The organism is Streptococcus sp. 17.1, assembly GCF_016648655.1.
Taxonomy (GTDB): Bacteria; Bacillota; Bacilli; order Lactobacillales; family Streptococcaceae; genus Streptococcus; species Streptococcus salivarius_E.
In genome coordinates this window covers 178270-201121 of the sequence record NZ_JACLQM010000002.1, presented here as the reverse complement: position 1 = coordinate 201121, position 22852 = coordinate 178270, and the positions used below count along the sequence as shown (strand labels likewise).

Sequence of the window (22852 nt, the reverse complement as noted above, 5' to 3'; positions counted from 1 at the left end):
ATTCTTGTAAATTGACAGGTTATAATTTCTTCTATCATAACCCTGCACTTGGTTTCTTATTCAGTTCTCAAAGGTCTTTGTCTCTCTTAAGACAACTCCTATATTCTAGCAAATCTAGAATAGCTTGTCAACACTTTTTTGAAGTTTTTTTACTTCTCGTGTTCGCCGCCCCTTCCGAAGCAGCTTATTTATAATATCATCTCTGACTTATCTTGTCAATAACTTTTTTAAAGTTTTTGAACCTTTTCAAGTTTGTGGCAAGTCTGTTAAGACAACTTTTATATCTTAACACCCAAATCAATACTTGTCAATAAATTTTTAAAAAAAATAAAGGAAGCACGTTTCTCAACCTACTTCCCTTTTTTATTATTTAGCTTCAATCAGACCGTAGTTACCGTCTTCTCGTTTATAGAGAACATTAGTTGTATGATCTTCGCTATCAGTATAGATAAAGAAGTCATGACCCAACAATTCCATTTGAAGGATGGCTTCTTCAACATCCATTGGTTTCAACTCAATGTTTTTAGTTCTTACAACTTCAACAACTGGTGCTTCTTCAACTTGTTCGTTATTAAAATCAGCTGAGAATACTTCTCCTGTTGGAACTTTTTCACGATGCTTACGTGCAATTTTTGTTTTGTTTTTACGGATTTGTCTTTCAATCTTATCAACCACTAGGTCAATAGAACCATACATATCTTGCGAAACATCTTCTGCTCTTAGTGTTACAGAACCTGTTGGAATAGTAACCTCTACTTTAGCTGTCTTTTCGCGATAAACCTTAAGATTTACACGTGCATTCAATTCTTGGTCTTCGTTGAAGTATTTTTCAACTTTGCTAAGTTTACTTTCAACATAGTCACGAAGTGCTTCAGTTACTTCGATGTTTTCGCCACGGATACTATATTTAATCATAAAAGACCTCTTTCTCGCTTGTTAGCGTTTTCTTTATCTTTATTATATCCTTTTCATGAAAATTTGCAAGGATTTTTATTATCTAGCTAGTGAAAAGGTCAAAACTTCTTTAATACCTATACCTTCTAACAGTTGAACCATCTGATATAAAGTGGAACCCGTTGTATAGATATCATCCACTATAATAATCTTATCTGGTAGATTTATACCTTCCTTGAGATAGAAGGCATTATCTTGACTTAGACGCTCCTCGCGTGTTTTTGAGGATTGCTTCTCAATATCTCTTTTCTCAAAGATATCCCGATAGGGAATTCCCTCTATCAATCCCTCAACTTGGTTGAATCCTCTTTCTGCCAAGCGTTCTTCCGATAATGGGACTGGCACTATGGTATAACCTTTCTTCAAAAATGGTTTTAAGTTGTTTTTAATATCTTGTTGAAATATTTTTCTAAGACAATAGTCTCCCATAAATTTATAGCGACTAAAATACTCTTTCATATTTTCCTCATATCGATAAATAGCAAGGTGCTTAGGAATATAGCCTTTTTTCATCCAAAGTTTACAATCAATACAAGCATCTCCATATAACTCTTTATTACAATTTTGACATCTTTCTTTTGAGAGGTTTTTAAACTGATGTTTACAAGATCGGCAAGAGTACTCTTTTCTTTGGTTAAACATAATGAGGTCTCTTAATTTTGGTAGTGATTCAATCCAATCATTACATAGCAGACACTTCATTGTTAAACCCTCCTTTTTTATTCATAACCTTTATCTCTTCTCGACACCGAAGCATTGATTTGGATAGTCCTTCATGAAAGAAATAAAGCTTTCCTGTCGGTCTATCTGGTGATCTTCCAACTCGACCTCCAATCTGAATAAGACTCGAACTAGTATATAAGTGATGATTTGCCATACAAACAAAAACATCTACTTGTGGAAAGGTTACACCACGTTCGAGGATAGTTGTTGTAACTAAGATAGACAGTTCTTTTTCTCGGAACTTCTCTACGATAGTTGAACGCTTCTCGCTTTTTGAGGAAACAAAGGCCATTTTTTCATCTGGAAGATATTTTTGTAGAATACTTGTAAACTTTTCACCTATCGCTATATTTGGAAAGAAGATTAATAGAGGAAATTTTGATTTACGTTGCTTTTTAATCTGATAAAGAAGAGGTCTTGGAAGCTTGTCTCTTGTCAGAGATTTTTGTAATCTGCCCTGCCAGAAGAATTTAGGAAGTACTAAAGGATTTCCATGGAAACGTCTAGCAAGGTGATGCTTTTCTAAAGTCCCAAGTCGAACTTGCTCTTCTAAAGATAATGTTGAAGTCGCTGTTAAGTAAATAAATCGACCTGTTTCGGTCTTCGCCTGTTCTACAGCATGATTTAACATGACATTTCCTAAAAAAGGATATGCGTCTACTTCATCTACAATAACTAAGTCAAAACTCTGGTAAAACTTTAGTAGTTGATGTGTGGTAGCTATTACAAGCGGACTACCATCATATGGTTCACTCTCAGCATGAAGCAGGGAAATACTACAAGTAAAATCCCTCTTCATACGTAGAAATAATTCTCGACAAACATCAACCCTAGGACTTGCGATAGCTACATGACCTTTATTTTCCAGAACATAGGCAACGATGTTATAAATCATTTCTGTCTTACCAGCACCGGTCACAGCATGTACGAGACTATCTTTCTGTTTTTGATAAGTTCTCAAAAGTTTCTCTGAGACCTTAGCTTGATAGGGAGTCAGTTCTCCAAACCACTTCAAAACAGGAAATTCAATTTCTGATGTTTTGGAAGGAAAATAATAAAGTTCTTTTCCTTCTTGGTTTCTACCAAAGACAATACATGCTCTACAATAATACTGACCTCCCGGTAATTGCCAATCTTCCTCTATCCGACTGTAACATCTTTTACATCTAAGTTGTTTATCGACCTTTATCATACTTTCTAATGTTAAAGCCTCTGGGTGATAGTTCACTGACAATTGCTCTTTCGTAAATAGTCGTCCATAATATTCTTTAGGTACCATATCTTTCTATTCGAAAATATGTTTGAATTCATCTTTTTATGATAAAATTTTTTTATGGATTACAAAACTATTGCCAACGATGGAATCGTTGAAGAAGAAATAAAAAAATCTCGTTTTATTTGTCACTTGAAACGTATCAGCAGTGAGGAAGAAGGAAGAGAATATATCGCTCAGATTAAGAAACAGCATCACAAGGCCAATCATTCTTGCTCTGCAATAATCGTTGGTGATGATGGCCAAATTAAGCGTTCCAGTGATGATGGTGAACCTTCTGGAACAGCTGGGGTTCCTATGCTTACTGTTTTAGAAAAACAAGGTCTTACTAATGTCGTAGCAGTTGTGACTCGTTATTTTGGAGGAATCAAGCTTGGGGCAGGTGGTCTTATCCGAGCTTACTCTGGTAGCGTTGCCCATGCTATTGAAGAGATTGGCCGAGTTGAAGTCAAGGAATTAACAGGACTAACCGTAGAGTTAACCTACTCTCAATACCAAGTCTTTTCCAACTTCCTTGAAAAAGAAGGACTCCAAGAATTTGATACAACTTTCTTATCAGATGTTTCTACTACTTTATTTGTCGAAGAGTCTGAGATTGAAAGACTCGGTCAGGAACTAACCGAATTCTATCAAGGGAAAGTTACTTATGAAAGATCTGGAAAGAAAATCGTTGAAATTCCTATCTGATAGTCAAACGTTATCACAGTGATAAAGAAGATGTATTTTACAAGTTGGCCCTACCGTCGTATACTTAGAACCATCAATCAAAGATTAAGAGGATTTTAAATATGACAATTTACAACTCAATTACCGAACTTGTTGGAAAAACACCTGTTATTAAACTTAACTCTATTGTTCCAGAAGGATCAGCAGATGTTTACGTTAAACTCGAAGCATTCAACCCTGGTTCTTCAGTAAAAGACCGTATTGCTCTTCGTATGATTGAAGATGCTGAAAAAGCTGGTACGATTAAACCTGGTGATACCATTGTTGAACCAACTTCAGGTAACACTGGTATCGGTCTTGCTTGGGTCGGTGCTGCTAAAGGCTATAAAGTTGTTATCGTAATGCCTGATACAATGAGTGTTGAACGTCGTAAAATCATCCAAGCTTATGGAGCTGAGCTTGTTTTGACTCCTGGTAGCGAAGGAATGAAGGGTGCAATTGCTAAGGCTAAAGAAGTTGCTGCTGAACGCAATGGTTGGGTACCTCTTCAATTTGCTAACCCATCAAACCCAGCTGTTCATGCGGCTACAACTGGCCAAGAAATTCTTGAAGATTTTGGTGCAGAAGGTTTGGATGCTTTTGTTGCTGGTATCGGTACTGGTGGTACTATTTCAGGTGTTTCAAAAACCCTTAAGGCTGCCAATCCAAATATCAAGGTTTATGGTATCGAAGCTGACGAATCTGCCGTCTTGAATGGTGATAAACCAGGACCACACAAAATCCAAGGTATCTCAACTGGTTTCATTCCTGACACATTGGATACAAAATCATATGACAGTGTTGTGCGTATTCCTTCTGATGAAGCTATCGCAACATCACGTACATTGGGTAGCCAAGAAGGCTTCCTAGCTGGTATCTCATCAGGTGCTGCTATTGCTGCTGCCCTAAAGGTTGCCGCTGAGCTTGGCGAAGGCAAAAAAGTCTTGACACTCTTGCCTGACAATGGTGAGCGCTACCTCTCTACAACACTTTACGATTTTCAAGACTAATAAAAAAGAAGCTGGAGCATAGTGCTCTAGCCTCTTTTTATTGTATAAAGTTAAACCTGTAGTTCATTAATTACTAGAAAAAGTAAGGATTTTAATCTTATTTCCACTGAACTGTTCCTACAAACTTTCTGTTTTTTTATCCTTGTTATTAGTCTAACTCTTTTGCTTCTGTTTCTGCAATTTCAGTAACTGTAAATCCTGCTTCTACAAAAACCTTCTTGAGTTGTTCAATCCCAATCTCTCCTTCAACTTGAAGTTCAACACGAAGCACAGTGTCATTTTTAGGGGCAACAATTGTACGTTCGATGTTGAGATTCTCACTAGCAATAAGGTTCGCAATTTTTTCCAAAACACGTGGAGTATCTGTAACTTCCAACCCAATACGAATTCCAGCTTGACCATAACCAGAAATTTCCAAGAAAGCACGAAAGACATCTTTATCTGTGATAATTCCTGAAATTTGGTCATTGTCCACAACTGGAAGGACTCCAACCTTATTTTGAAGCATGATATAGATTGCATCCTCAAGGCTAGCATATTTGGAAACAGTAAGGACATTCTTAATCATGATATCTCCTACTTTTGTCTTATTAAGGAGATAGTTCATTTCATAAATTGACAAGCTTGTTGCTTTTGATGGTGAGGCCTCCGCCATTGTACCTTCTGTAACAAGCCCAACAAGTTTATCGTGTTCAATTACTGGCAAACGGCGCAAACCTTTCTCACGCATAATATCTGCAGCTGCTGCAACTGTTGTTTCTGGTGAGACATAAACTACACGTTTCGTCATAAAATCTTTTACTGCCATGTTTCATTTTCCTCCGAATGATTTCTTACTTGTATTATACCACATTAAGTGAAACCGATTGCAATATTTTACTGAAAAATTAGTATTTTACAATCAGCATGAGACGATAGAAAAACGCCCTTGGGCGCTTTTTCTTATCCTCCAAGATAGGCTTTACGAACTTCATCTGATGCAAGAAGTTCTTCACCAGTACCTGAAAGAACCACTTTACCAGTTTCAAGAACATAACCACGATCCGCAATTGACAAAGCCTTATTGGCATTTTGTTCAATCAAAAGAACTGTAGTCCCTTGTGTCTTAATATCTTCGATAATATCAAAAATTTCTTGAATAAAGATTGGAGCAAGTCCCATTGAAGGTTCATCCAAAAGCAAAAGTTTTGGACGACTCATAAGGGCACGACCCATTGCAAGCATTTGTTGCTCACCACCAGAAAGTGTCGCTGCATCTTGATTCTTACGTTCTTCTAGACGTGGGAAACGTTGGAAGACTTTTTTCAAGAGAGCTGCGTTCTCTTCTTTATTTGTATGAAGGAAAGCTCCCATTTCAAGATTTTCCATTACGGTTAATCCTGCAAATACATGACGTCCCTCAGGTACTTGAGCCAAACCTTCGGCAACAATCTTACGTGCTGGTGTTTTGTGGATGTCGTTTCCAAGATAAGAAATGGTTCCCTCAGTTGGACGAACAAGACCTGAGATGGTACGAAGAATTGATGTCTTACCTGCACCGTTAGCTCCGATAAGAGTTACGACTTCACCTTCATTAACTTCAAAGCTGACGTTTTTTACAGCTTCGATCGATCCATATTTAATTGAGAGATTTTCAACTTTCAACATTGCCATTATGCTTCACCTCCCAAGTAAGCTTCAATAACGCGTTTGTTATTCTTAATTTCATCAGGTGTTCCTTCGGCAATCAAGCGTCCATATTCCAAAACATAAATACGTTCAGTAACATCCATGACCAAACTCATATCGTGCTCAATCAAGATGATGGTAATTCCGAAGTCTTTTTGAATTTGACGAATATGAGCAGTCAATTCAGCCGTTTCTTGTGGGTTCATACCCGCAGCTGGTTCATCAAGGAAAAGAATTTTTGGTTCTGTTGCAAGTGCACGAACAATTTCCAAATGACGTTGTTGTCCGTAAGCCAAGTTTTTCGCAAGTGTATCTGCCTCACCATCCAAATTGAAGATAGCCAACAGTTTCATAGCTTTTGCTTTTAACTCTTCTTCACTTGAATAGTACTTGGGCAAACGCAAAAGAGATGCAAAGAAATTTGAAGGTTGCTTATTTGATAAACCAACAAGAACGTTTTCAAGTACAGTCATGTCTTTGAAAAGACGGATATTTTGGAAAGTACGTGACAAACCGAGTGAAGCGATTTTATAAGGTGCTTTACCGTTTAGGACTGTACCATCAAGTATAACAGTCCCTTCACTTGGCTCATAGACACCAGTCAAAAGGTTAAACAAGGTTGTTTTACCAGCACCATTTGGTCCGATAAGCCCAACCAACTCACCTTCATTGAGTTCCATTGAAACATCACCAACGGCAGTCAAACCACCGAAATTTTTAGTCAGATTTTTAACTTCAAGAAGTGCCATTTTTATTTGCCCTCCTTAGATTTATTGAAGAATTTTGAGAGATAGAGTTCTTTTGTTCCAAGAAGTCCACCTGGACGGAAGAGCATTACAAGAATCAAAGCCAAGGCGTAAATAATCATACGAAGGTTTGAAACATTTTGTAGGAACATGTTGATAATACCAAGAACAACAGCGGCAATGATAGTACCTGTGATAGATCCAAGACCACCAAGAACGGCAATGATAAGGTAATCAATTGATTTCATGATGGTGAAGTCTTTTGGCACGACTGTACCGATGTAGCTGACATAAAGTGAGCCAGCAATCGCTGAAATCATGGCACCGATAACAAAGATAAGAACCTTCATTTTTGTGACATTAACACCCATTGACTCAGCAGCAATTTCATCTTCACGAAGAGTGATTGCTTGACGTCCAGTTGCTGAACGTAAGAAATTAAGCACCAAAATTGTAATGATTACCACAAAGAAATAAATTACAGGCCAACTAGTATAGGGAAGGATACCTGTCAAACCAGCGGCACCATTGGTCAATTCACCACCATTAACGATAATGATACGGATGATTTCAGCCATACCAAGAGTTGCAATGGCAAGGTAGTCACCTTTCAAACGAAGGGTAGGTAGACCAAAGATAAGGGCAACAATAGCTGCGATGATGACACCGACAACCATTGAGAGGTAGAAACCGTCATATGTTGGCATCATACCAGTGATGATAGCTGATGAATAGGCACCAATTGCCATGAAACCAGCTTGCCCAAGTGTAAATTGCCCTGAGAAACCAAGAACCAAGTTAGTACCAAGTCCCATAAGGATTGAGATTCCAATCCCCATTAAGATTTGGATATAGTAAAGGTTCATGATACCTGAAAGTTCAAGAGCTTTCAAAACAAGGAAGAGCCCAATGATAAGACCAAACCAAATAAGGTTTACTTTTAGATTTTTCTTCATGTCTTACACCTTCTCTTTCACATTTTTACCGAGGATACCCGCTGGGCGAACCAAAAGGATAACAATCAAGACACCATAAACGATGGCATCACGGTAACTTGACAAACCAATTGCAGTTGATAATGTCTCCAAAATACCGATAACAAATCCACCAAGTGCTGCACCAGGGATAATACCGATACCACCAAGAACAGCGGCAACAAAGGCTTTAATACCTGGCGTCATACCCATAAGAGGTTCGATAGAGTTATAGTAAAGACCAATAAGGACACCCGCTGCCCCTGCTAGTGATGATCCAAGAGCAAAAGTGAAGCTAATAGTGTTATTAACATTAATACCCATCAATTCAGCGGCATCACTGTCTACAGATACGGCACGCATAGCTTTACCCATCTTAGTCTTTTTAACAATCAATTGAAGAGCAACCATAAGCACAAGCGCAACTACCAAGATAAGCAATTGCACATTTGTTACAGAGATTGATCCAAGATGATAAGTCTCAATTGCAATCTTTTGAGGGAATGAACGTGTATCTGCCCCTACAAATAGAACCATGATGTACTCAAGGAAGAATGAGACACCGATAGCTGTAATCAAGGCAGAAATACGTGTCGAATTACGGAGCGGGCGATAAGCCAAGAACTCAATAACAACCCCTAAAATCGCACAGACAAGCATAGCAAAGACAAGGGCAACCCAGAAATTCATTCCAAGGCTATTAATCGCATAGTAACCAACGAAGGCACCCATCATATAGATGTCTCCATGGGCAAAGTTAATCAATTTGATAATCCCATAAACCATGGTATATCCAAGGGCAAGTAGGGCATAGATACTACCCAAGATAATACCATTGACTAGTTGTTGGGGAAGTTGTTCAAAAAACATATATAACCAAACTTTCTAGTTCATTTTCAGTATAGATAATAGATTATTTTTCAATTTCAACGGCTTCCGCTGAAACTTCTTCACCATTATCTCTTTTAACCATAAGAGCTGCTTTAATAGGGTTATGATCCTTATCAATCGTCATTTTACCAGTAACCCCGACAAAGTTTTTCAAATGTGCTAAGTTATCAGCAATATCAACTGATGTTTTCGCATCTTTAGATGCTTCTGCAATCATATAAACTGAATCGTACGCTAGAGCAGCAAACATATTTGGTTCAGTTTTGTAAGCTTTTTTATATGCTTCGATGAATCCTGATGCTTTGTCAGAAAGAGAAACATTTGTTGAATATCCTGATACATAGTAGACGTTTGACGCATTCTTTTTACCTGCAAGCTCAGTGAATTTCGCATCACTGAATCCATCAGGTCCAAGGATTGGTTTATCAATTCCAAGGTCACGTGCTTGTTTAGTGATAATACCAGTCTCAGTATAGTAACCAGGCATTACAATCGCATCATAATCAAGGTCTTTAAATTTAGTCAAAGCTGACTGATAGTCCTTGTCACCTGAAGCAAAGGTAGCTTCAGTAACGATTTTACCTTTATATTCACGCTTGAATTCATCTGCAATCCCCTTAGCATAATCCGAAGCATTATCATAGTAGAGAACTACTTTCTTAGCATTCAAATTACTGTAAGAATAAGCTGCCAAAACTTTACCTTGGTAGCTATCTTTAAAGGTTGTACGGAAAACAAATTTCTTAGCTCCGTTAGCATCTACCGTAAGGTCATCCTGAGTACCAGAAGGTGTCAACAAAGGAACCCCTGTTTTTTGTGATACGAGGCTAGCCGCAGCGACAGCACCTGATGTCGCTGGACCAACGATAGCATTTACATTACTCTGAATAGCCAAGTTCGTTGAAGAGGTTGAAGCTTCAGCGTTTTCAGATTTATTATCTTTTGTGACAAGCTCAAGTTTTTTGCCATCGACGCCACCAGCTTTGTTAATTTCATCAACAGCCAACTTAATACCATTTTGCTCTGCCTTACCATAGGCTGCAACGGCACCTGTCAACTCCATATTAACACCAATTTTGATGGTATCGCCAATCTTAGTACCATTGGCATTAGCAGTCACATCTGGTGACTTGCCACAGGCAACCAAGAAAATGGAAGCAAAAAAGGCTAACACAATAAGTGTGATCTTTTTAGACATAAGATTTCTCCTTAATATTTTCTTAAAAAAGTCCACCTTATAGCTTACAGAATTATCAGACAATTGTCAACTACACATAACTAAGCTTTAGCCACAGTAATCGTTTCCATTACTTTAAGAATAACTTTTTGAAAATAAAAAAACTTTTCTCCTATTAAAGAGAAAAGTTCTTAAACGGTTCAGGAACTGAGGTGTCGTAGCGTTCCAGACTACCTACAAAGTCCATATCAATATCAGAATAGTAGGAAGGCAGAACTTTTTTCACTGCTTTCATTCCATCGAGCTCTTTCAAAATATCCTCGACCTTGTCCTCATCTACATAAAGGTGCACATAACGCATCATATAAGAATGGTAGACAACATCCCCAAACTTGGTAATTTTACGTAAGTCTCTATTGTAGTATAAATAAACAATAATGCCTTGACGCTTAATCATGACTCATTTTCTCCTTTATGTTAGTGTCTCCCTTTTTATGATGCGGTTTGTGAGGGGCAAGAGGTAGCCCAGAATCGATAAAAATCTGGTCTGAAACAGCTTGGGCAATCTCCTCACCAAGATTGGCTAAAATAGTCTGCAAATCGAACTCTGCCTGACGATAGCCAATAACCACCTCGTTCAAATCAATTTGGCGCTTCATTCGCAAAACCTGACGTTTCAACTCTCTCACATCTGGTCTAAAAGCTTCGTACTCCTTAGCAGTATCATAGCTATCCTTTAATTCCTGAAATGCAAAGAGTTGCTCTTGAAGTTCTCTGTCATTTTCGAATTTCTGGCGTTTCAAACGGTAATTTTCTACCTCAGGTAGCTTTAGAAAATACGAAACAAGACAATCTATAGCTTGATCAATAGCAAGCAACTCCTTATTGATTATTAACATGTTTTCTATTATAACACAAAAAGCCAGATGAAACGGTCCTTATACAACCGATTTGCATCTGACTTTTATTTAAGACAAGCTCAGTCTATTTTAATTGGTTATTAGCCATGATTTCATCGATAAAGCCATATTCAAGCGTTTCTTGGGCACTCATCCAATTGTCACGTTCAGCGTCTACATGAACTTTTTCAATTGGCTGTCCAGAATTATCCGCCAAGATTTGCTCCAAGTTATTACGTGTCTTGAGCAAGTGTTCAGCTGCGATAGCCATGTCTGTTTGTTGCGTACCGCCACCAGTACCACCCATTGGTTGGTGAATCATGTACTCTGCATTCGGCAACATGAAACGTTTACCTTTTGTACCGCTTGAAGCGATAATTGTTCCCATAGATGCTGCCATCCCCATAACGATAGTCTGAACATCAGACTTGATGAAGTTCATTGTATCAACAATGGCAAGACCTGCCGAAACGGATCCACCTGGTGTATTAACATAAAGATAGATATCTTTTGTATTGTCTTGAGCATCCAAGAACAAGAGTTGGGCGATAATTGAGTTTGCCATATTATCTTCAACAGGACCTGTTAACATGATGATACGATCCTTGAGCAAACGTGAGTAAATATCATAAGAACGCTCACCGCGTGATGTTTGTTCAATTACTACAGGAATCATATGAATCCTCCTTTTAATATTGTCTTGATGCTATTATATGATTTTAGTCAAATTAGGTCAAATAAAAAACATCATTCTTAGCACTCTTTCTGAAAGAGTGCTAAACTTCCCTAAACCAATCTCACTTAAAACTTATTAATCTAGTAAAAAAAGGGAAATTTTCCCTTTTCAACTTATTTTGTACCAAAGAGACGGTCACCTGCATCTCCAAGACCTGGAACAATATAACCGTTTTCATTAAGTTTCTCATCCAAAGATGCTGTGTAGATATCGATATCTGGGTGAGCATCTTGCAATTTTTTGACACCTTCTGGTGCTGCAACTAAGCAAACAAACTTGATATTAGCTGCACCACGTTTTTTAAGTGAGTCTACTGCCAAGATTGCTGAACCACCAGTCGCAAGCATTGGATCTACTACAAAGATCTGACGTTGATCAATGTCTTCTGGTAATTTAACTAAGTACTCAACTGGCTCAAGAGTTTCCTCGTCACGATACATACCAATATGACCAACTTTAGCTGCTGGTACAAGGCTAAGGAAACCATCGACCATACCAATACCCGCACGAAGAATTGGAACAATCGCCAATTTCTTACCAGAAAGTTGTTTTTGTACAGTTTTAGTAATTGGTGTTTGAATTTCAACCTCTTCGAGAGGAAGGTCACGAGACACTTCGTAACCCATGAGCATAGCAATTTCATTAACTAGCTCACGGAAGTCCTTAGTAGAAGTATCCTCACGACGGAGGATTGAAAGTTTATGTTGAATCAGTGGATGTGAAATAACTTGAAATTTACCCATAATAGTTTCTTCCTTTGCTTTATATTCACTCCATTATATCAAAAAGGCAAAAAAAACGCTTGCTTTACTGCAAACGTTTTTGAAAAGGATTATTTTTTAGGCAAATGAATCTTTCCTGTGACCAAACCATAGCCAAGAAGAGCTAGACTTGCAATTGCTGCAAAGATAGTCGCCAAGATTGAAAGAATGTTGCTCTTTGAACCTTCTGAATCACTTGGTGTCTTAGGAGTCGTAGCAAGTTTGGCAGCAACTTTAGTATTGTTGTCTTTACTTGACTCATCAGACTTAGTTACTTCATCAGCTTTAGCGACTCCGTGAGACTGAACTTCCTCTTCAGACTTAGCTGGTTTTGGAGCTTCTGTTTCAGTGACAGACTCTTCTTTAACAGGAGTCGTTGAAACAGTTGGTCCAGTTGCTACAATAGCCTCTGGTACTGGTGACGCAATCTCTGTAGCTTGAGCTACTGGACGACGGTCCCCCACAGAACTCTCTGTTGAAGGTTTCGCAGGAACCTCTACATGATGATCATCTGATGAATTATTATCATTAGATGGGCGGTCTGTGAAATAAGGGAACGGATTACGAACTGGAGAATCTGGATTCGTCGGCGTTGCTGGTTTATCTTCTTTATTAGTTGATGGTTGATTATTGTCTGCTGGTTTAGAAGGTGTATCTGGTTTGTTAGACTTATCATCAACAGAATGATTACCTTCTGTTGGATTTACTGGTGTTTCTGATTTATCTGATTTCTTGTCTTCACCATCTTTAACAGTTACAGTTAAGACACCGCGAGCTTCAGAAACGCCCGGTGAACCATCAACTGTAGGATAAGTATGTGGTTTAAGACCATAATCTGACACTGCATAATAATCTACGTTATAGTCCTCATTTGGCAATTTAGCACTGTTTTGATCGGCCACGTGTACCAAGCTTTCACTAGATTTATCCCAAATCCAGTCCCCTTGGTTGGTCATCTTAGGAAGAACTTCTGTAGTATCATCTTCATTCATCTTAATGAGGAAGCTTGGAGCCCATGTCGATTTATTCTCAGCACCAGCAATACCACCACGGTTAGTCATGTAAGAAGTTACCAAAAGAGTATCTGATGATCCTTCAACAGGAACCGCATAGTAAGAATAGGTAGATGTACGCCAGTCAGCTGGTACAGAGGCTGTCAAAACCACACCTGAGCCATTAAGTGGACGGTATTCTCCACGGAGGCTATCTGATACGAATCCAAGCATAACAACGTCATCACCGACAGCTTCACGCGCTGCTACTGTACCTTCAGCATCCGTAGATTTATTGATACGTGAAGCAGTGAAGAGGTAATACTTGTTACCCATCTTAACAACACTTGGACGTTCTACTTCATCAGTAACCATGTGGCTAGTAACAAGTGGTGTGTATAGTTCAGCTACAGATGGATTTTTCTCATTGTCATCAAGTTTCAAGATACCAATAGAACCATTTGCCCATGAAGCAAGGTTATAAAGGTGTTTATTATTGACAATATTGAGGAATGACTTAAGGTTAAAGGCGTCATCTCCTCCATAGTTTGACCAGTTGTAGATTTGTTTTTCGCCTTGGTAGTTTTCATCACCTGTATTTGATTCGAAAATAAGGTAACGGCTACCGTTATCTTCAATGATGTGTGGGTCACGAAGACAGTAGTTATCTGTACGGTCTGGATTTCCATCGTGGTTGTGGTCATCGTTGAAAGTACTCATGAATTTTGGATAACTTTGATAATGATAGTTATCCCCACCAAAGAGAATGTGGTCATTTTCAACTGACTTAATAACAACTTCGTCGTTTTCAACAGCTAGGTTAAGTGTAGCACTAGCCAATTGTTGCCAGTTCAATTTACCGCCGCTAGTATCATTCTTAGTGTAGTAAAGTTGGATACTACCGTCAGAGTTTACCGTCGCTGAACCTGACCATTGTTGGTCATCTTCAAGGGCATTATAACCAAAGATTGGACCCGCATTTTTCCAATGTGTAAAGTCATTATCTCCGTATTTACTATAGAGCAAGTAAATGTGGTTTGAGTTTTTATTTGGTGCACCGGCCATTGAGATAACCAACTGATAACCGTTCCAGTTGCTTACTACACCTGACTCAGCATCTTGGACTGGCCAAGAATCCCAAACGTCGATTTCTTCTTTTTTCATCGTTTGGGCATCAACAGTGTTGAAAGCAGGCATATTGATGATTGTATCTGCTTTAAAGTAAGGAACTGCCAATTTGCTGTCTTGCTTCAAGAAGCTAGCAACGATATCTTTCAAGTTACGGTAAGTCAAGCTAGTACCTGTACCCTTGATAGCATCATCGCTAAAGTCAACTTTATTAAGTGCTTTAATTTCTTCCTCAGTCAAGGCAACGATTTGATCTGAGGTCATATTATCTTCAACAATAGACTTGATACGACCGTTAAGTTTGCTAAGGTTTGCATTAGCAGCGCTGTTTTCAGTAGGTTTAAGGGCTACTTCAGTGTGTGTATCAGCTGTTTCTGAGCTTGCTGTTGAAGTTGGTGCCTCTACTGCAGCCTCTGATGTATGAGCTGGAGCAGAAACCGCAGCAACAGTTGCTGAAGGTGTTGTTGCATCTGATGAAGATGTCACTACTGTGCTAGACACCTTTTCTTCGACTACTGATGGAGTTGTGTTGCTTGGTTGTGTCTCTGTAACTGGTGTAGTTGCAACCTCTGAATGTGCAACTGAAGATTCAACTGCTTCTGAAGTTGCCACACTTGTTGCTGCTTCACTGGCTACCGTTAGAGATGCTGTGCTTGTTTCTGGTGTTGCTGTCGCAGTAGCTACAGCTGGTGCTGTTTCTGTAACTTGATCAGCTTTTACCTGAGTGGCACCCAAAAATGCCAAGGTACCAACGAGTGCTGATGTTGCCCCTACTGTGGCTACCTTACGGATGCTATAACGCATCTTTTTGCACTCTGCTTGCTTAGGTGCTACTGTATTTGACTGTGAATTAACTGTACTATCCATATAAACTCTCCTTTTAGGTTTTCACATGTTTTATTCTATCATTTTTTAATCTAAATTCCAATCTTTTTTAATGACAAATTGATATTTTTTGTAAAAAACTATTTTTTTGTTAAAATAATAACTATATAAAAAGCAATTTAATCAGGAATTATCACTATATGGAATCAAAATATCCTCCTCTAATCTTTATTCTCATTTTTTTAATTTTATTTTTTGTTTTTATAATAAAAAATGAGAGCGTTAACAATACTTCCACAAAAAACACTAAGACTTCTGTGAGTCAAACCTTTCATCTAGCATCTCATAAAGGATGGTCTAATGACCTACAGACTATCGTCTGGAATCAAGAAAAAAAATACTATGATATCTATTTTCTACATTCTGTAGATGGGGCTACTGATCCTTTTGGACCTAACGGTCAAGATTGGACGCATACAACGACTAAAGATTTTATCACCTATAGTAAACAAGAGACTGCTATACCAGCAAAGGGTGGTGACTCTAAAGAAGGATGGCATTCTGCTTGGACAGGGAGTGTAGTCACAGATAGTCAGGGGATTTCTGGTATCCAAAACGAAGAACCTGTCGCCTATTTTACAGGGCTCATGGATGATGGAAGCCAGGCAATCTATGCTAGTGAGTCAAACGACAAGGGAGCTAGCTTTACTAAAGCCTTAAAAGATGGTAAACCTTTATTGACAAAGGAACAATCCTATAATGGTAAGGACTTCCGCGATCCTTATGTCTTCCACTTCAAAGACAAATTACTCATGTATGTCGCTGAAGGTGACGCCTTAGGTGTTTATCAATCTCAAGATGGTATCAACTGGACCAAAGCAGATAGCAAGGGAGACTCCAAAATCCTACCCGAAACATTTTTTAAGGGTCGTAACTGGCAGGACAACGCTCCTATCGAGTGTCCCGTTCTAAAAACAATGACAACAACTGATGATCGGGACAAGCAAGTTCTCTTTTTTGGAGCTAAGGATACAGCCTCAGGTGAAACAACTGGAACCTACTATACTGTAGGGCATTTAGATGATAAAGGCTTATTTATTGCAGACACAGAAACGAAACGCTTAGATCAAGGCTCAGACTATTATGGCGCTAACTTCACTGGAAGCGATCGAATTGAAGAAAGCAACCATAACCTTATCAGTCTTGGCTGGGTTGGTAATTGGAACTACTTCACGTCAGGCATTCACAGTGACCAAGAGGCCAAGAGTGATTTTCTAAAAACTATCGGTTTTTACACTACACCCAGACAGCTACAGCTAGATAAGAACAATATTATTCAGTCTGCTCCCCTCTATAAAAATGAACAATTAGCCCTCAAAAATCAAAACGGCAACATTTCGAGTCAAAGGCCACTCACCAGTGACAATAGAAAACCTTGGATTGATAAAAGTCACAATCAGAATGCTAATGGCCTTCTTGACCTTGCTGGAAAAAATAGTTCAGGGTATTACCAACTGCATTTTTCAAATATTAAGAAAGAAGGAGGCTATATCTACATTGATATCTGGCAAGGCTCTGATTACGTTAAAATCGCCTACCAAATAACAAGTGGTACCTATCAGGTCTCTGCCTATGCTGCCGAACTGAATAACAGCATGGATGGTAGTCAAACTGCCTCTTCTTACTATTACGATGGTCTCTTAGGTAACGGTCAAGGTTATAAAGCTGACAGTCACTATAAGGAAACTGATAATATCACTATAACGCTTATTACAGACAATCGTAGCTTGGAAATTTTCTTCCCCAATGGCCAAACCTACACTCTAGCCAGATTTAATACCTCTGGCAGGCAGGATGTCAAGGTCTTCTCCACTCAGAAAGATCTTCTATTAAACTTGAAAATCTACGATGTACACTCATAACAATAATAAAAGTGATGCTGTTCGCATCACTTTTATTATTTTCCAAAGACAGAAACGAGACGTTTAACTCCTTCTGCAACAACTGTAGTTGGCGTAGCTACGTTAAAGCGGAAATGTTTTTCTCCTTCAGAACCAAAAGTAATACCGTCATTTAGCACTACCTTGGCTTCTTCTTTAAGCAAACGTCCATGCTCATTATGGTCTTGATCATAAGCTGAAAAATCAAGCCAGACCAAGTAGGTTCCCTCAGGTTTCATGACCTTGATATTAGTCTTTTCACTAAGTTCCTTGGTTAAAAGGTCAATATTAGTTTCAAAGACAGTTTTCAATTCCTCTAACCAAGGTTGCCCATAGGTCAGAGCTGCTTGGGTTGTAATCAAACCAATGGTTGGAATTTCATGTTGATTATTTGCCAATTGCTTTTGTTTAAAGGCTTTACGTAAGTCTTCATTTTCAATGATAGTAAAACTGTTTTTGGTACCAGCAATATTAAAGGTTTTAGTAGCCGAACTAAGCACCAAGGTAAAGTCCTTGTAAGCATCTGAAATGGTATTCATAGAGATGTGCTTATTCCCATATAGAGCTAAGTCTTGGTGGATTTCATCAGATACCAAGAGGACACCATGTTTCTGACACAAATCTGCTACCTTAGTCAATTCTTCTTTAGTCCAGACACGCCCACCTGGATTATGTGGACTACAGAAAACATAAAGTTTAACATCATTCTCGACGATATCACGTTCCAATTGTTCAAAATCAATTTCGAAATGGCCATTAACCTTAACAAGACTATTTTCAATCAACTGACGATTATTCAAACGGACAGAACGAGCAAAAGGCGGATAAACTGGTGTGTTGATGAGAACAGCATCGCCTTCTTTGGTAAAGGCTTGAATAGCTGTTGAAATGGCTGGGACAACACCTTCAATGAGAACAATACTCTCTTTATCAACGACGTAACCGTGTTGATTTTTTTCCCAATTAATGATGGACTGATAAAGCTCTTCACTTGGATAAGGATAACCAAAAATATGTGTCTCAGCATAGTTGATAACTGCATCCCTAATCTCAGGAACAGGTAGGAAGTCCATATCGGCAACCCAAAGCTCAAGTAGTTCTGGATTGCTTTCAGCTTCGTGCCATTTCATGGTATTTTGATCCAAGCGATTTGGTTGTGTTGTAAAGTCATAACGTGTCATAGATAACTCCTTAAAGACTAAGGGCATTTTCCAAGTCAGCAATCAAATCTTGTGCTGCTTCAATACCAATTGAAAGACGAAGCAAGTCGTCTGTCAAACCATAGGAAGCACGCACATCACTTGGAATATCTGCGTGGGTTTGTGTCGTTGGGTAGGTAATCAAGCTCTCGACACCACCTAAGCTCTCCGCAAAAGTAAAGACCTTTAGGGAATTGATAATGGTAGGAATCTTGTCTTGATTAGCCACTTTGAAGGAAATCATACCACCCTTGCCTGGATAGAGGACTTCCTTAACAGCTGGTGACTTTTCTAAGAAAGCAACAACTTCTTGAGCATTGGCTGTTGATGCCTCCATACGAAGTTTTAAGGTCTTAAGACCACGCATAAGCATATAGCTATCAAATGGTGATAAGGTAGGACCAGTCGTATTGAGGTTATAATAAAGTTTATCGTAGAATTCTTGGTTACTAGTCACAACAACACCAGCCAAAACATCATTATGCCCTGATAGGTATTTAGTAGCTGAATGTACAACGATATCAGCACCTTGAGTAATCGGGGTTTGATAGATTGGGCTATAGAAAGTATTATCAACAATAACCACCGCACCCTTGTCATGAGCAATTTTGGCCACTTTTTCAATATCAAACTCAATCATAAGTGGGTTTGTCGGTGTTTCGATGTAGACAATATCGGTATCTTCTGTAATAGCCGCAATCATCTCGTCTTCTGTATTAGTGTATTCAAAAAAGAAGCGACCTTCTTTTTCCTTGTCATTAAACCAACGGAAAGAACCTCCGTAAAGGTCACGCGCAGCTACAACCTTACTGCCTACTGGGAAAATTTCAAAGGCCAAAACAATGGCGCTCATCCCTGAACTTGTCGCAATAGCATAATCTGCTTTTTCAATAGCTGCAAGTGTTTTTTCCACTGTTGCGCGTGTTGGATTTTTAGTTCGTGTATAGTCAAAACCAGTAGAATGGCCAAATTCTGGATGTTGGTAAGTTGTTGAAAAATGAATTGGTGAAGCCAAGGCTCCTGTTGCTTCATCCGAATTGATTCCTGCGTGTGCCAAAATGGTTTCTAATTGATATTCTTGTGTCATAATGTGCCCTTTCTACATGGTAAAGTGGAAATGCTCCATATCTATGACCTCTATTTTATCACTATTTTCTGAAAATAATGGTAAGTTCATCATACGGATTCTTGATAGTTAGTTATAGTTTATTTCTATAACCTAAAAAGACAGATAGATACTAACTCTAATTTAAAATAAGGCCAATTTTTGAGATTGTCTAAAGTAGATTTTCAAGCATCAAAAAGTGCCTGAAACATCATAGTTTCAAGCACTAAAAAACGATTTAAAAGTCTTGCTTCAATCTAAGGTATGCCACTGACTTACTTTTTATCAAATAAGCGATATCTGATTTCTTCCAAAGCCATAATAACAAACGGACAAGCAAGTAAATAGAGCCAATCATCAAGTCCAATAGGCGCGGTGTTAAATAACGTGTGGAAGAAAGGCACGTAAGACAGGATGATAAAGAGAACAATTTCTAAAACAATCCCTAAGCTAATAATCCGATTAGCAAATGGTTTAATTTGGAAAATAGATCCCCTACCCTTACGGCTATTCATAGCCATACCAATTTGGGTAAAGATTATAGCACCTAGAGTCATTGTGGTTGCCTCTCGGTAGAGAGGACCTGAGCTAGCCAAATGGTTTAAGTTACCTTGATTAACCCAATAATTAAGGAAGAAAGCCCCCATAGCTAAGGCTGCTTCAATCAGTCCGTACCAGACAAAAGCTTTAATCAATAGTTGGCGATTGAGTAAGCGGTCTGATAAACGTCTTGGTGGCTTATCCATCACTCCTTCTTCAGGTGGTTCAACCCCCAATCCCAAAGCAGGTACCATATCTGTCCCCAAGTCAATAGCTAGGATTTGCATAACCGTTAAGGGAAGAGGTATGCGTCCCAAAGAGAACAAGAAGAAAGCAGAGGGTACAGCTTCAGGTGTATTGGAATTAAAAATATAAGTCAGGAATTTTTGAATATTTCTATAAACCGCACGACCTTCTTCAACAGCATGTACAATCGAAACAAAATGATCATCTGTTAAGATCATATCCGCAGATTCCTTGGCAACATCGGTTCCCGATACCCCCATAGCTACACCGATATCGGCTTTTTTAAGGGCAGGGGCATCATTAACACCATCACCAGTAACAGCGACAACCTCACCAAGCTCCTGAAGTGCATTGACCACACGGTATTTCTGTTCAGGCACTACACGAGCAAAAACAATTTCCCCTTTAAGCGCTTCTTTGAGCTGGTCGTCATCCATGGCAGCTAGTTCAAGTCCCGAAACAACACGCGCATCATCCCCTTGTACAATTCCGATTTTCTTAGCTATACTGAGAGCTGTCAAACCATAGTCACCTGTTACCATGATAATACGAATACTAGCTCTATGGCATTTTTCAATAGCCTCTCGCACCCCCTGACGTGGCGGATCACTCATGGCAACTAAACCTAGAAAGACCATATTGTCCTCCAGGGTCTGCATGTCCCACCGGTCTTCTCCAATATGCTCGCTATCTAAAGGTCTATAGGCCACAGCTAAAACACGTAGACCATCACGGGCAAACTTATCGTTAGCCACAAGGATAGCCTGACGCTCAGTAGCTGTTAATGATTTAATCAGCCCTTGATTATCATAGTAATCTGAGCAAAGCTCCATCACTTCTTTTGGAGCACCTTTGGTGATAGATATATGATAACTACCATCCAATCCTGACTCAAGCTTATGCACTGTTGTCATCCGTTTACGATCAGAATCAAAGGGAATTTCCTTGATGCGAGGGGCCCAAGTATGATTGTCATTTAAATTTATTCTTGCTTTTTCGGCGAGAACATTAAGACAAGCCTCAGTTGGATCACCTAAAATCGTATAATTGGGATTATCAGCACTAGGAGCTACAACTTGAGCATTACTAGCCAAATGTGAGAATCTGACCAAACGATTAAGGAGCTCATTTTCTTCAAGAGAAACAGGTTGTCCTTCCTGCTCAATCTGCCCTTCCGGTGCGTAACCTAGCCCAGTTACCCCATAACTCTCTGACAAGGTCCACAGGTGGTTAACCGTCATAGCATTTTGCGTCAAAGTCCCTGTTTTATCCGAACAAATAACAGAAGTTGCTCCTAGCGTCTCTACCGAAGACAACTTCTTAACCAAAGCATGATCCTTAGCCATACGCTGAACTGCCATGGCTAGAGAGAGAGTAACTGTGGGAAGAAGTCCCTCTGGAATAAAGGCCACAATCATCCCCAATGCAAAAATAAAGGCTTGAGACAAAGGCTGATGGACAAATAGAGTCGCTGCCACCATAAAGAAGAGACCTACAGATACTGCGATGACCGAAATCTGTTTGGTTAAATGGTCTAGTTCCTTTTGCAGTGGACTTTTTTCCTGAGCTAGGTTTTGCGTCAAGTCTGCAATTTGTCCAAACTCAGTTTTCATACCGATAGCAGATACTATAAAATGTCCAGAACCAGAAGAGACTGTCGTCCCTGCAAATACCATATTGTCATATTCTAACTCAGTCTTGTCGGGAGTCAAATCTGCTTGATCTGACTTATAAATAGGATTAGACTCACCAGTGAGGGCCGATTGATTAACCTGCAAATCTGTCACAGTGACCAAGCGTCCATCAGCAGAAATACGGTCCCCTTCCTCAATGAAAACCAAGTCACCTGGCACCAAGTCTTGAGCTAGAATCTTGTCCTCCTTACCATCACGAAGAACTCGCGCATAGGATGGAAGAAGCTTGTTAAGAGCTGCCGTAGCCTGACTTGCTCTATATTCTTGAATAAAGCTAAAGAGACCATTAATAATGTTGACCAACCAAATTGCAATCCCTAACTCCAAGCTATGAGAGAGCATAGCGATAAAACCACCAGCCCACAATAAGAGAGCCATGAGACTAGTAAAATGTCTGAAAAAGGTCAGCCAAATAGGCTCCGTCTTACTTTCCTTCAATTGGTTAGGTCCATAAGTCGCCTGCCTCTCCTTAACCTCTTGTGAGCTCAAACCTTGACGGCTTGTCTGCAAGACTTGGTAAACTTGTTCAGGAGGATAGGTCCCTAATTTTATCTTTTCTTGTCTAGAATCAGTCATAGTCCTTTCCTCGATTCTAAATCATTAAAACGATTTCATTTTTTCACCACTATTATACTCCTTTTTCAGAAAATATTGAAAAGAAAAAAC

The 22852-nt window shown here is 39.1% G+C and carries 20 protein-coding genes; 3 read left to right on the top strand and 17 right to left on the bottom strand.

The window, feature by feature from the left end:
* Positions 1 to 366: 366 nt before the first annotated feature.
* The 3 genes from hpf to H7T99_RS02710 form a co-directional block, all read right to left on the bottom strand.
* Positions 367 to 915 (bottom strand): ribosome hibernation-promoting factor, HPF/YfiA family, encoded by a 549-nt coding sequence (hpf, locus tag H7T99_RS02720; protein WP_037600395.1) that lies wholly within the window; start codon positions 913 to 915, stop codon positions 367 to 369.
* 78 nt (positions 916 to 993) lie between these two features.
* Positions 994 to 1656 carry a ComF family protein gene (locus tag H7T99_RS02715; protein ID WP_037600392.1) on the bottom strand — a complete coding sequence of 221 codons (663 nt, stop codon included), beginning with the start codon at positions 1654 to 1656 and terminating at the stop codon, positions 994 to 996.
* Positions 1637 to 2956 (bottom strand): DEAD/DEAH box helicase, encoded by a 1320-nt coding sequence (locus tag H7T99_RS02710; protein WP_037600383.1) that lies wholly within the window; start codon positions 2954 to 2956, stop codon positions 1637 to 1639. The genes H7T99_RS02715 and H7T99_RS02710 overlap by 20 nt, the downstream gene beginning before the upstream one ends.
* 54 nt (positions 2957 to 3010) lie before the next feature.
* Between H7T99_RS02710 and H7T99_RS02705 the strand changes: the two genes are divergently transcribed.
* Together H7T99_RS02705 and cysK are read left to right on the top strand one after the other, a co-directional pair.
* Positions 3011 to 3637, top strand: coding sequence for a YigZ family protein (locus H7T99_RS02705; protein ID WP_037600380.1), 627 nt, complete (start codon positions 3011 to 3013; stop codon positions 3635 to 3637).
* A 101-nt stretch (positions 3638 to 3738) separates the two neighbouring features.
* Entirely contained in the window at positions 3739 to 4665 is a 927-nt protein-coding gene (cysK, locus tag H7T99_RS02700) for a cysteine synthase A (RefSeq protein WP_002883742.1), read from the top strand.
* Positions 4666 to 4813: 148 nt separating this feature from the next.
* Here cysK and H7T99_RS02695 read toward each other — a convergent pair whose 3' ends face one another.
* The 11 genes from H7T99_RS02695 to H7T99_RS02645 form a co-directional block, all read right to left on the bottom strand.
* Positions 4814 to 5473 carry a CBS and ACT domain-containing protein gene (locus H7T99_RS02695; RefSeq protein ID WP_037600377.1) on the bottom strand — a complete coding sequence of 220 codons (660 nt, stop codon included), beginning with the start codon at positions 5471 to 5473 and terminating at the stop codon, positions 4814 to 4816.
* 134 nt (positions 5474 to 5607) lie between these two features.
* Positions 5608 to 6318, bottom strand: coding sequence for an ABC transporter ATP-binding protein (locus H7T99_RS02690; RefSeq protein ID WP_037600374.1), 711 nt, complete (start codon positions 6316 to 6318; stop codon positions 5608 to 5610).
* A complete protein-coding gene (locus tag H7T99_RS02685) occupies positions 6318 to 7082 on the bottom strand; it encodes an ABC transporter ATP-binding protein (RefSeq protein WP_021143582.1) in 765 nt (254 codons plus the stop codon). Before H7T99_RS02685 ends, H7T99_RS02690 begins: the two co-directional genes overlap by 1 nt.
* 2 nt (positions 7083 to 7084) lie before the next feature.
* A complete protein-coding gene (locus tag H7T99_RS02680; RefSeq protein ID WP_037600371.1) occupies positions 7085 to 8035 on the bottom strand; it encodes a branched-chain amino acid ABC transporter permease in 951 nt (316 codons plus the stop codon).
* A 3-nt stretch (positions 8036 to 8038) separates the two neighbouring features.
* Positions 8039 to 8923, bottom strand: coding sequence for a branched-chain amino acid ABC transporter permease (locus H7T99_RS02675; protein WP_002890014.1), 885 nt, complete (start codon positions 8921 to 8923; stop codon positions 8039 to 8041).
* Between the two features lie 43 nt (positions 8924 to 8966).
* Complete coding sequence (locus H7T99_RS02670) at positions 8967 to 10142, bottom strand: ABC transporter substrate-binding protein (protein ID WP_014633924.1); 1176 nt, start codon at positions 10140 to 10142, stop codon at positions 8967 to 8969.
* Between the two features lie 154 nt (positions 10143 to 10296).
* Complete coding sequence (locus H7T99_RS02665) at positions 10297 to 10578, bottom strand: DUF2129 domain-containing protein (RefSeq protein WP_037600370.1); 282 nt, start codon at positions 10576 to 10578, stop codon at positions 10297 to 10299.
* Complete coding sequence (locus H7T99_RS02660) at positions 10571 to 11020, bottom strand: YlbF family regulator (protein WP_014633922.1); 450 nt, start codon at positions 11018 to 11020, stop codon at positions 10571 to 10573. Before H7T99_RS02660 ends, H7T99_RS02665 begins: the two co-directional genes overlap by 8 nt.
* Before the next feature lie 85 nt (positions 11021 to 11105).
* On the bottom strand, positions 11106 to 11696 hold the full coding sequence (locus tag H7T99_RS02655; protein ID WP_002883818.1) for an ATP-dependent Clp protease proteolytic subunit: 591 nt from the start codon (positions 11694 to 11696) through the stop codon (positions 11106 to 11108).
* A 173-nt stretch (positions 11697 to 11869) separates the two neighbouring features.
* Positions 11870 to 12499: a uracil phosphoribosyltransferase gene (gene upp / locus H7T99_RS02650; RefSeq protein WP_002883819.1), complete on the bottom strand. Its 630-nt coding sequence runs from the start codon at positions 12497 to 12499 to the stop codon at positions 11870 to 11872.
* 89 nt (positions 12500 to 12588) lie between these two features.
* Positions 12589 to 15504, bottom strand: coding sequence for a glycoside hydrolase family 68 protein (locus tag H7T99_RS02645; protein WP_037600369.1), 2916 nt, complete (start codon positions 15502 to 15504; stop codon positions 12589 to 12591).
* Between the two features lie 275 nt (positions 15505 to 15779).
* On the opposite strand from H7T99_RS02645, the gene H7T99_RS02640 reads away from it, so the two are divergent.
* On the top strand, positions 15780 to 17384 hold the full coding sequence (locus tag H7T99_RS02640) for a glycoside hydrolase family 32 protein (RefSeq protein ID WP_230578902.1): 1605 nt from the start codon (positions 15780 to 15782) through the stop codon (positions 17382 to 17384).
* Positions 17385 to 17419: 35 nt separating this feature from the next.
* Here the strand turns inward: H7T99_RS02640 and H7T99_RS02635 are convergent, their stop codons facing one another.
* The 3 genes from H7T99_RS02635 to H7T99_RS02625 all read right to left on the bottom strand — a co-directional run bounded on the left by H7T99_RS02635 (position 17420) and on the right by H7T99_RS02625 (position 22762).
* Positions 17420 to 18583: a MalY/PatB family protein gene (locus tag H7T99_RS02635; protein WP_037600365.1), complete on the bottom strand. Its 1164-nt coding sequence runs from the start codon at positions 18581 to 18583 to the stop codon at positions 17420 to 17422.
* A gap of 10 nt (positions 18584 to 18593) precedes the next feature.
* Complete coding sequence (locus H7T99_RS02630; protein ID WP_022496356.1) at positions 18594 to 19688, bottom strand: cystathionine gamma-synthase; 1095 nt, start codon at positions 19686 to 19688, stop codon at positions 18594 to 18596.
* A gap of 293 nt (positions 19689 to 19981) precedes the next feature.
* Entirely contained in the window at positions 19982 to 22762 is a 2781-nt protein-coding gene (locus tag H7T99_RS02625) for a cation-translocating P-type ATPase (RefSeq protein ID WP_037600362.1), read from the bottom strand.
* Positions 22763 to 22852 lie beyond the last annotated feature (90 nt).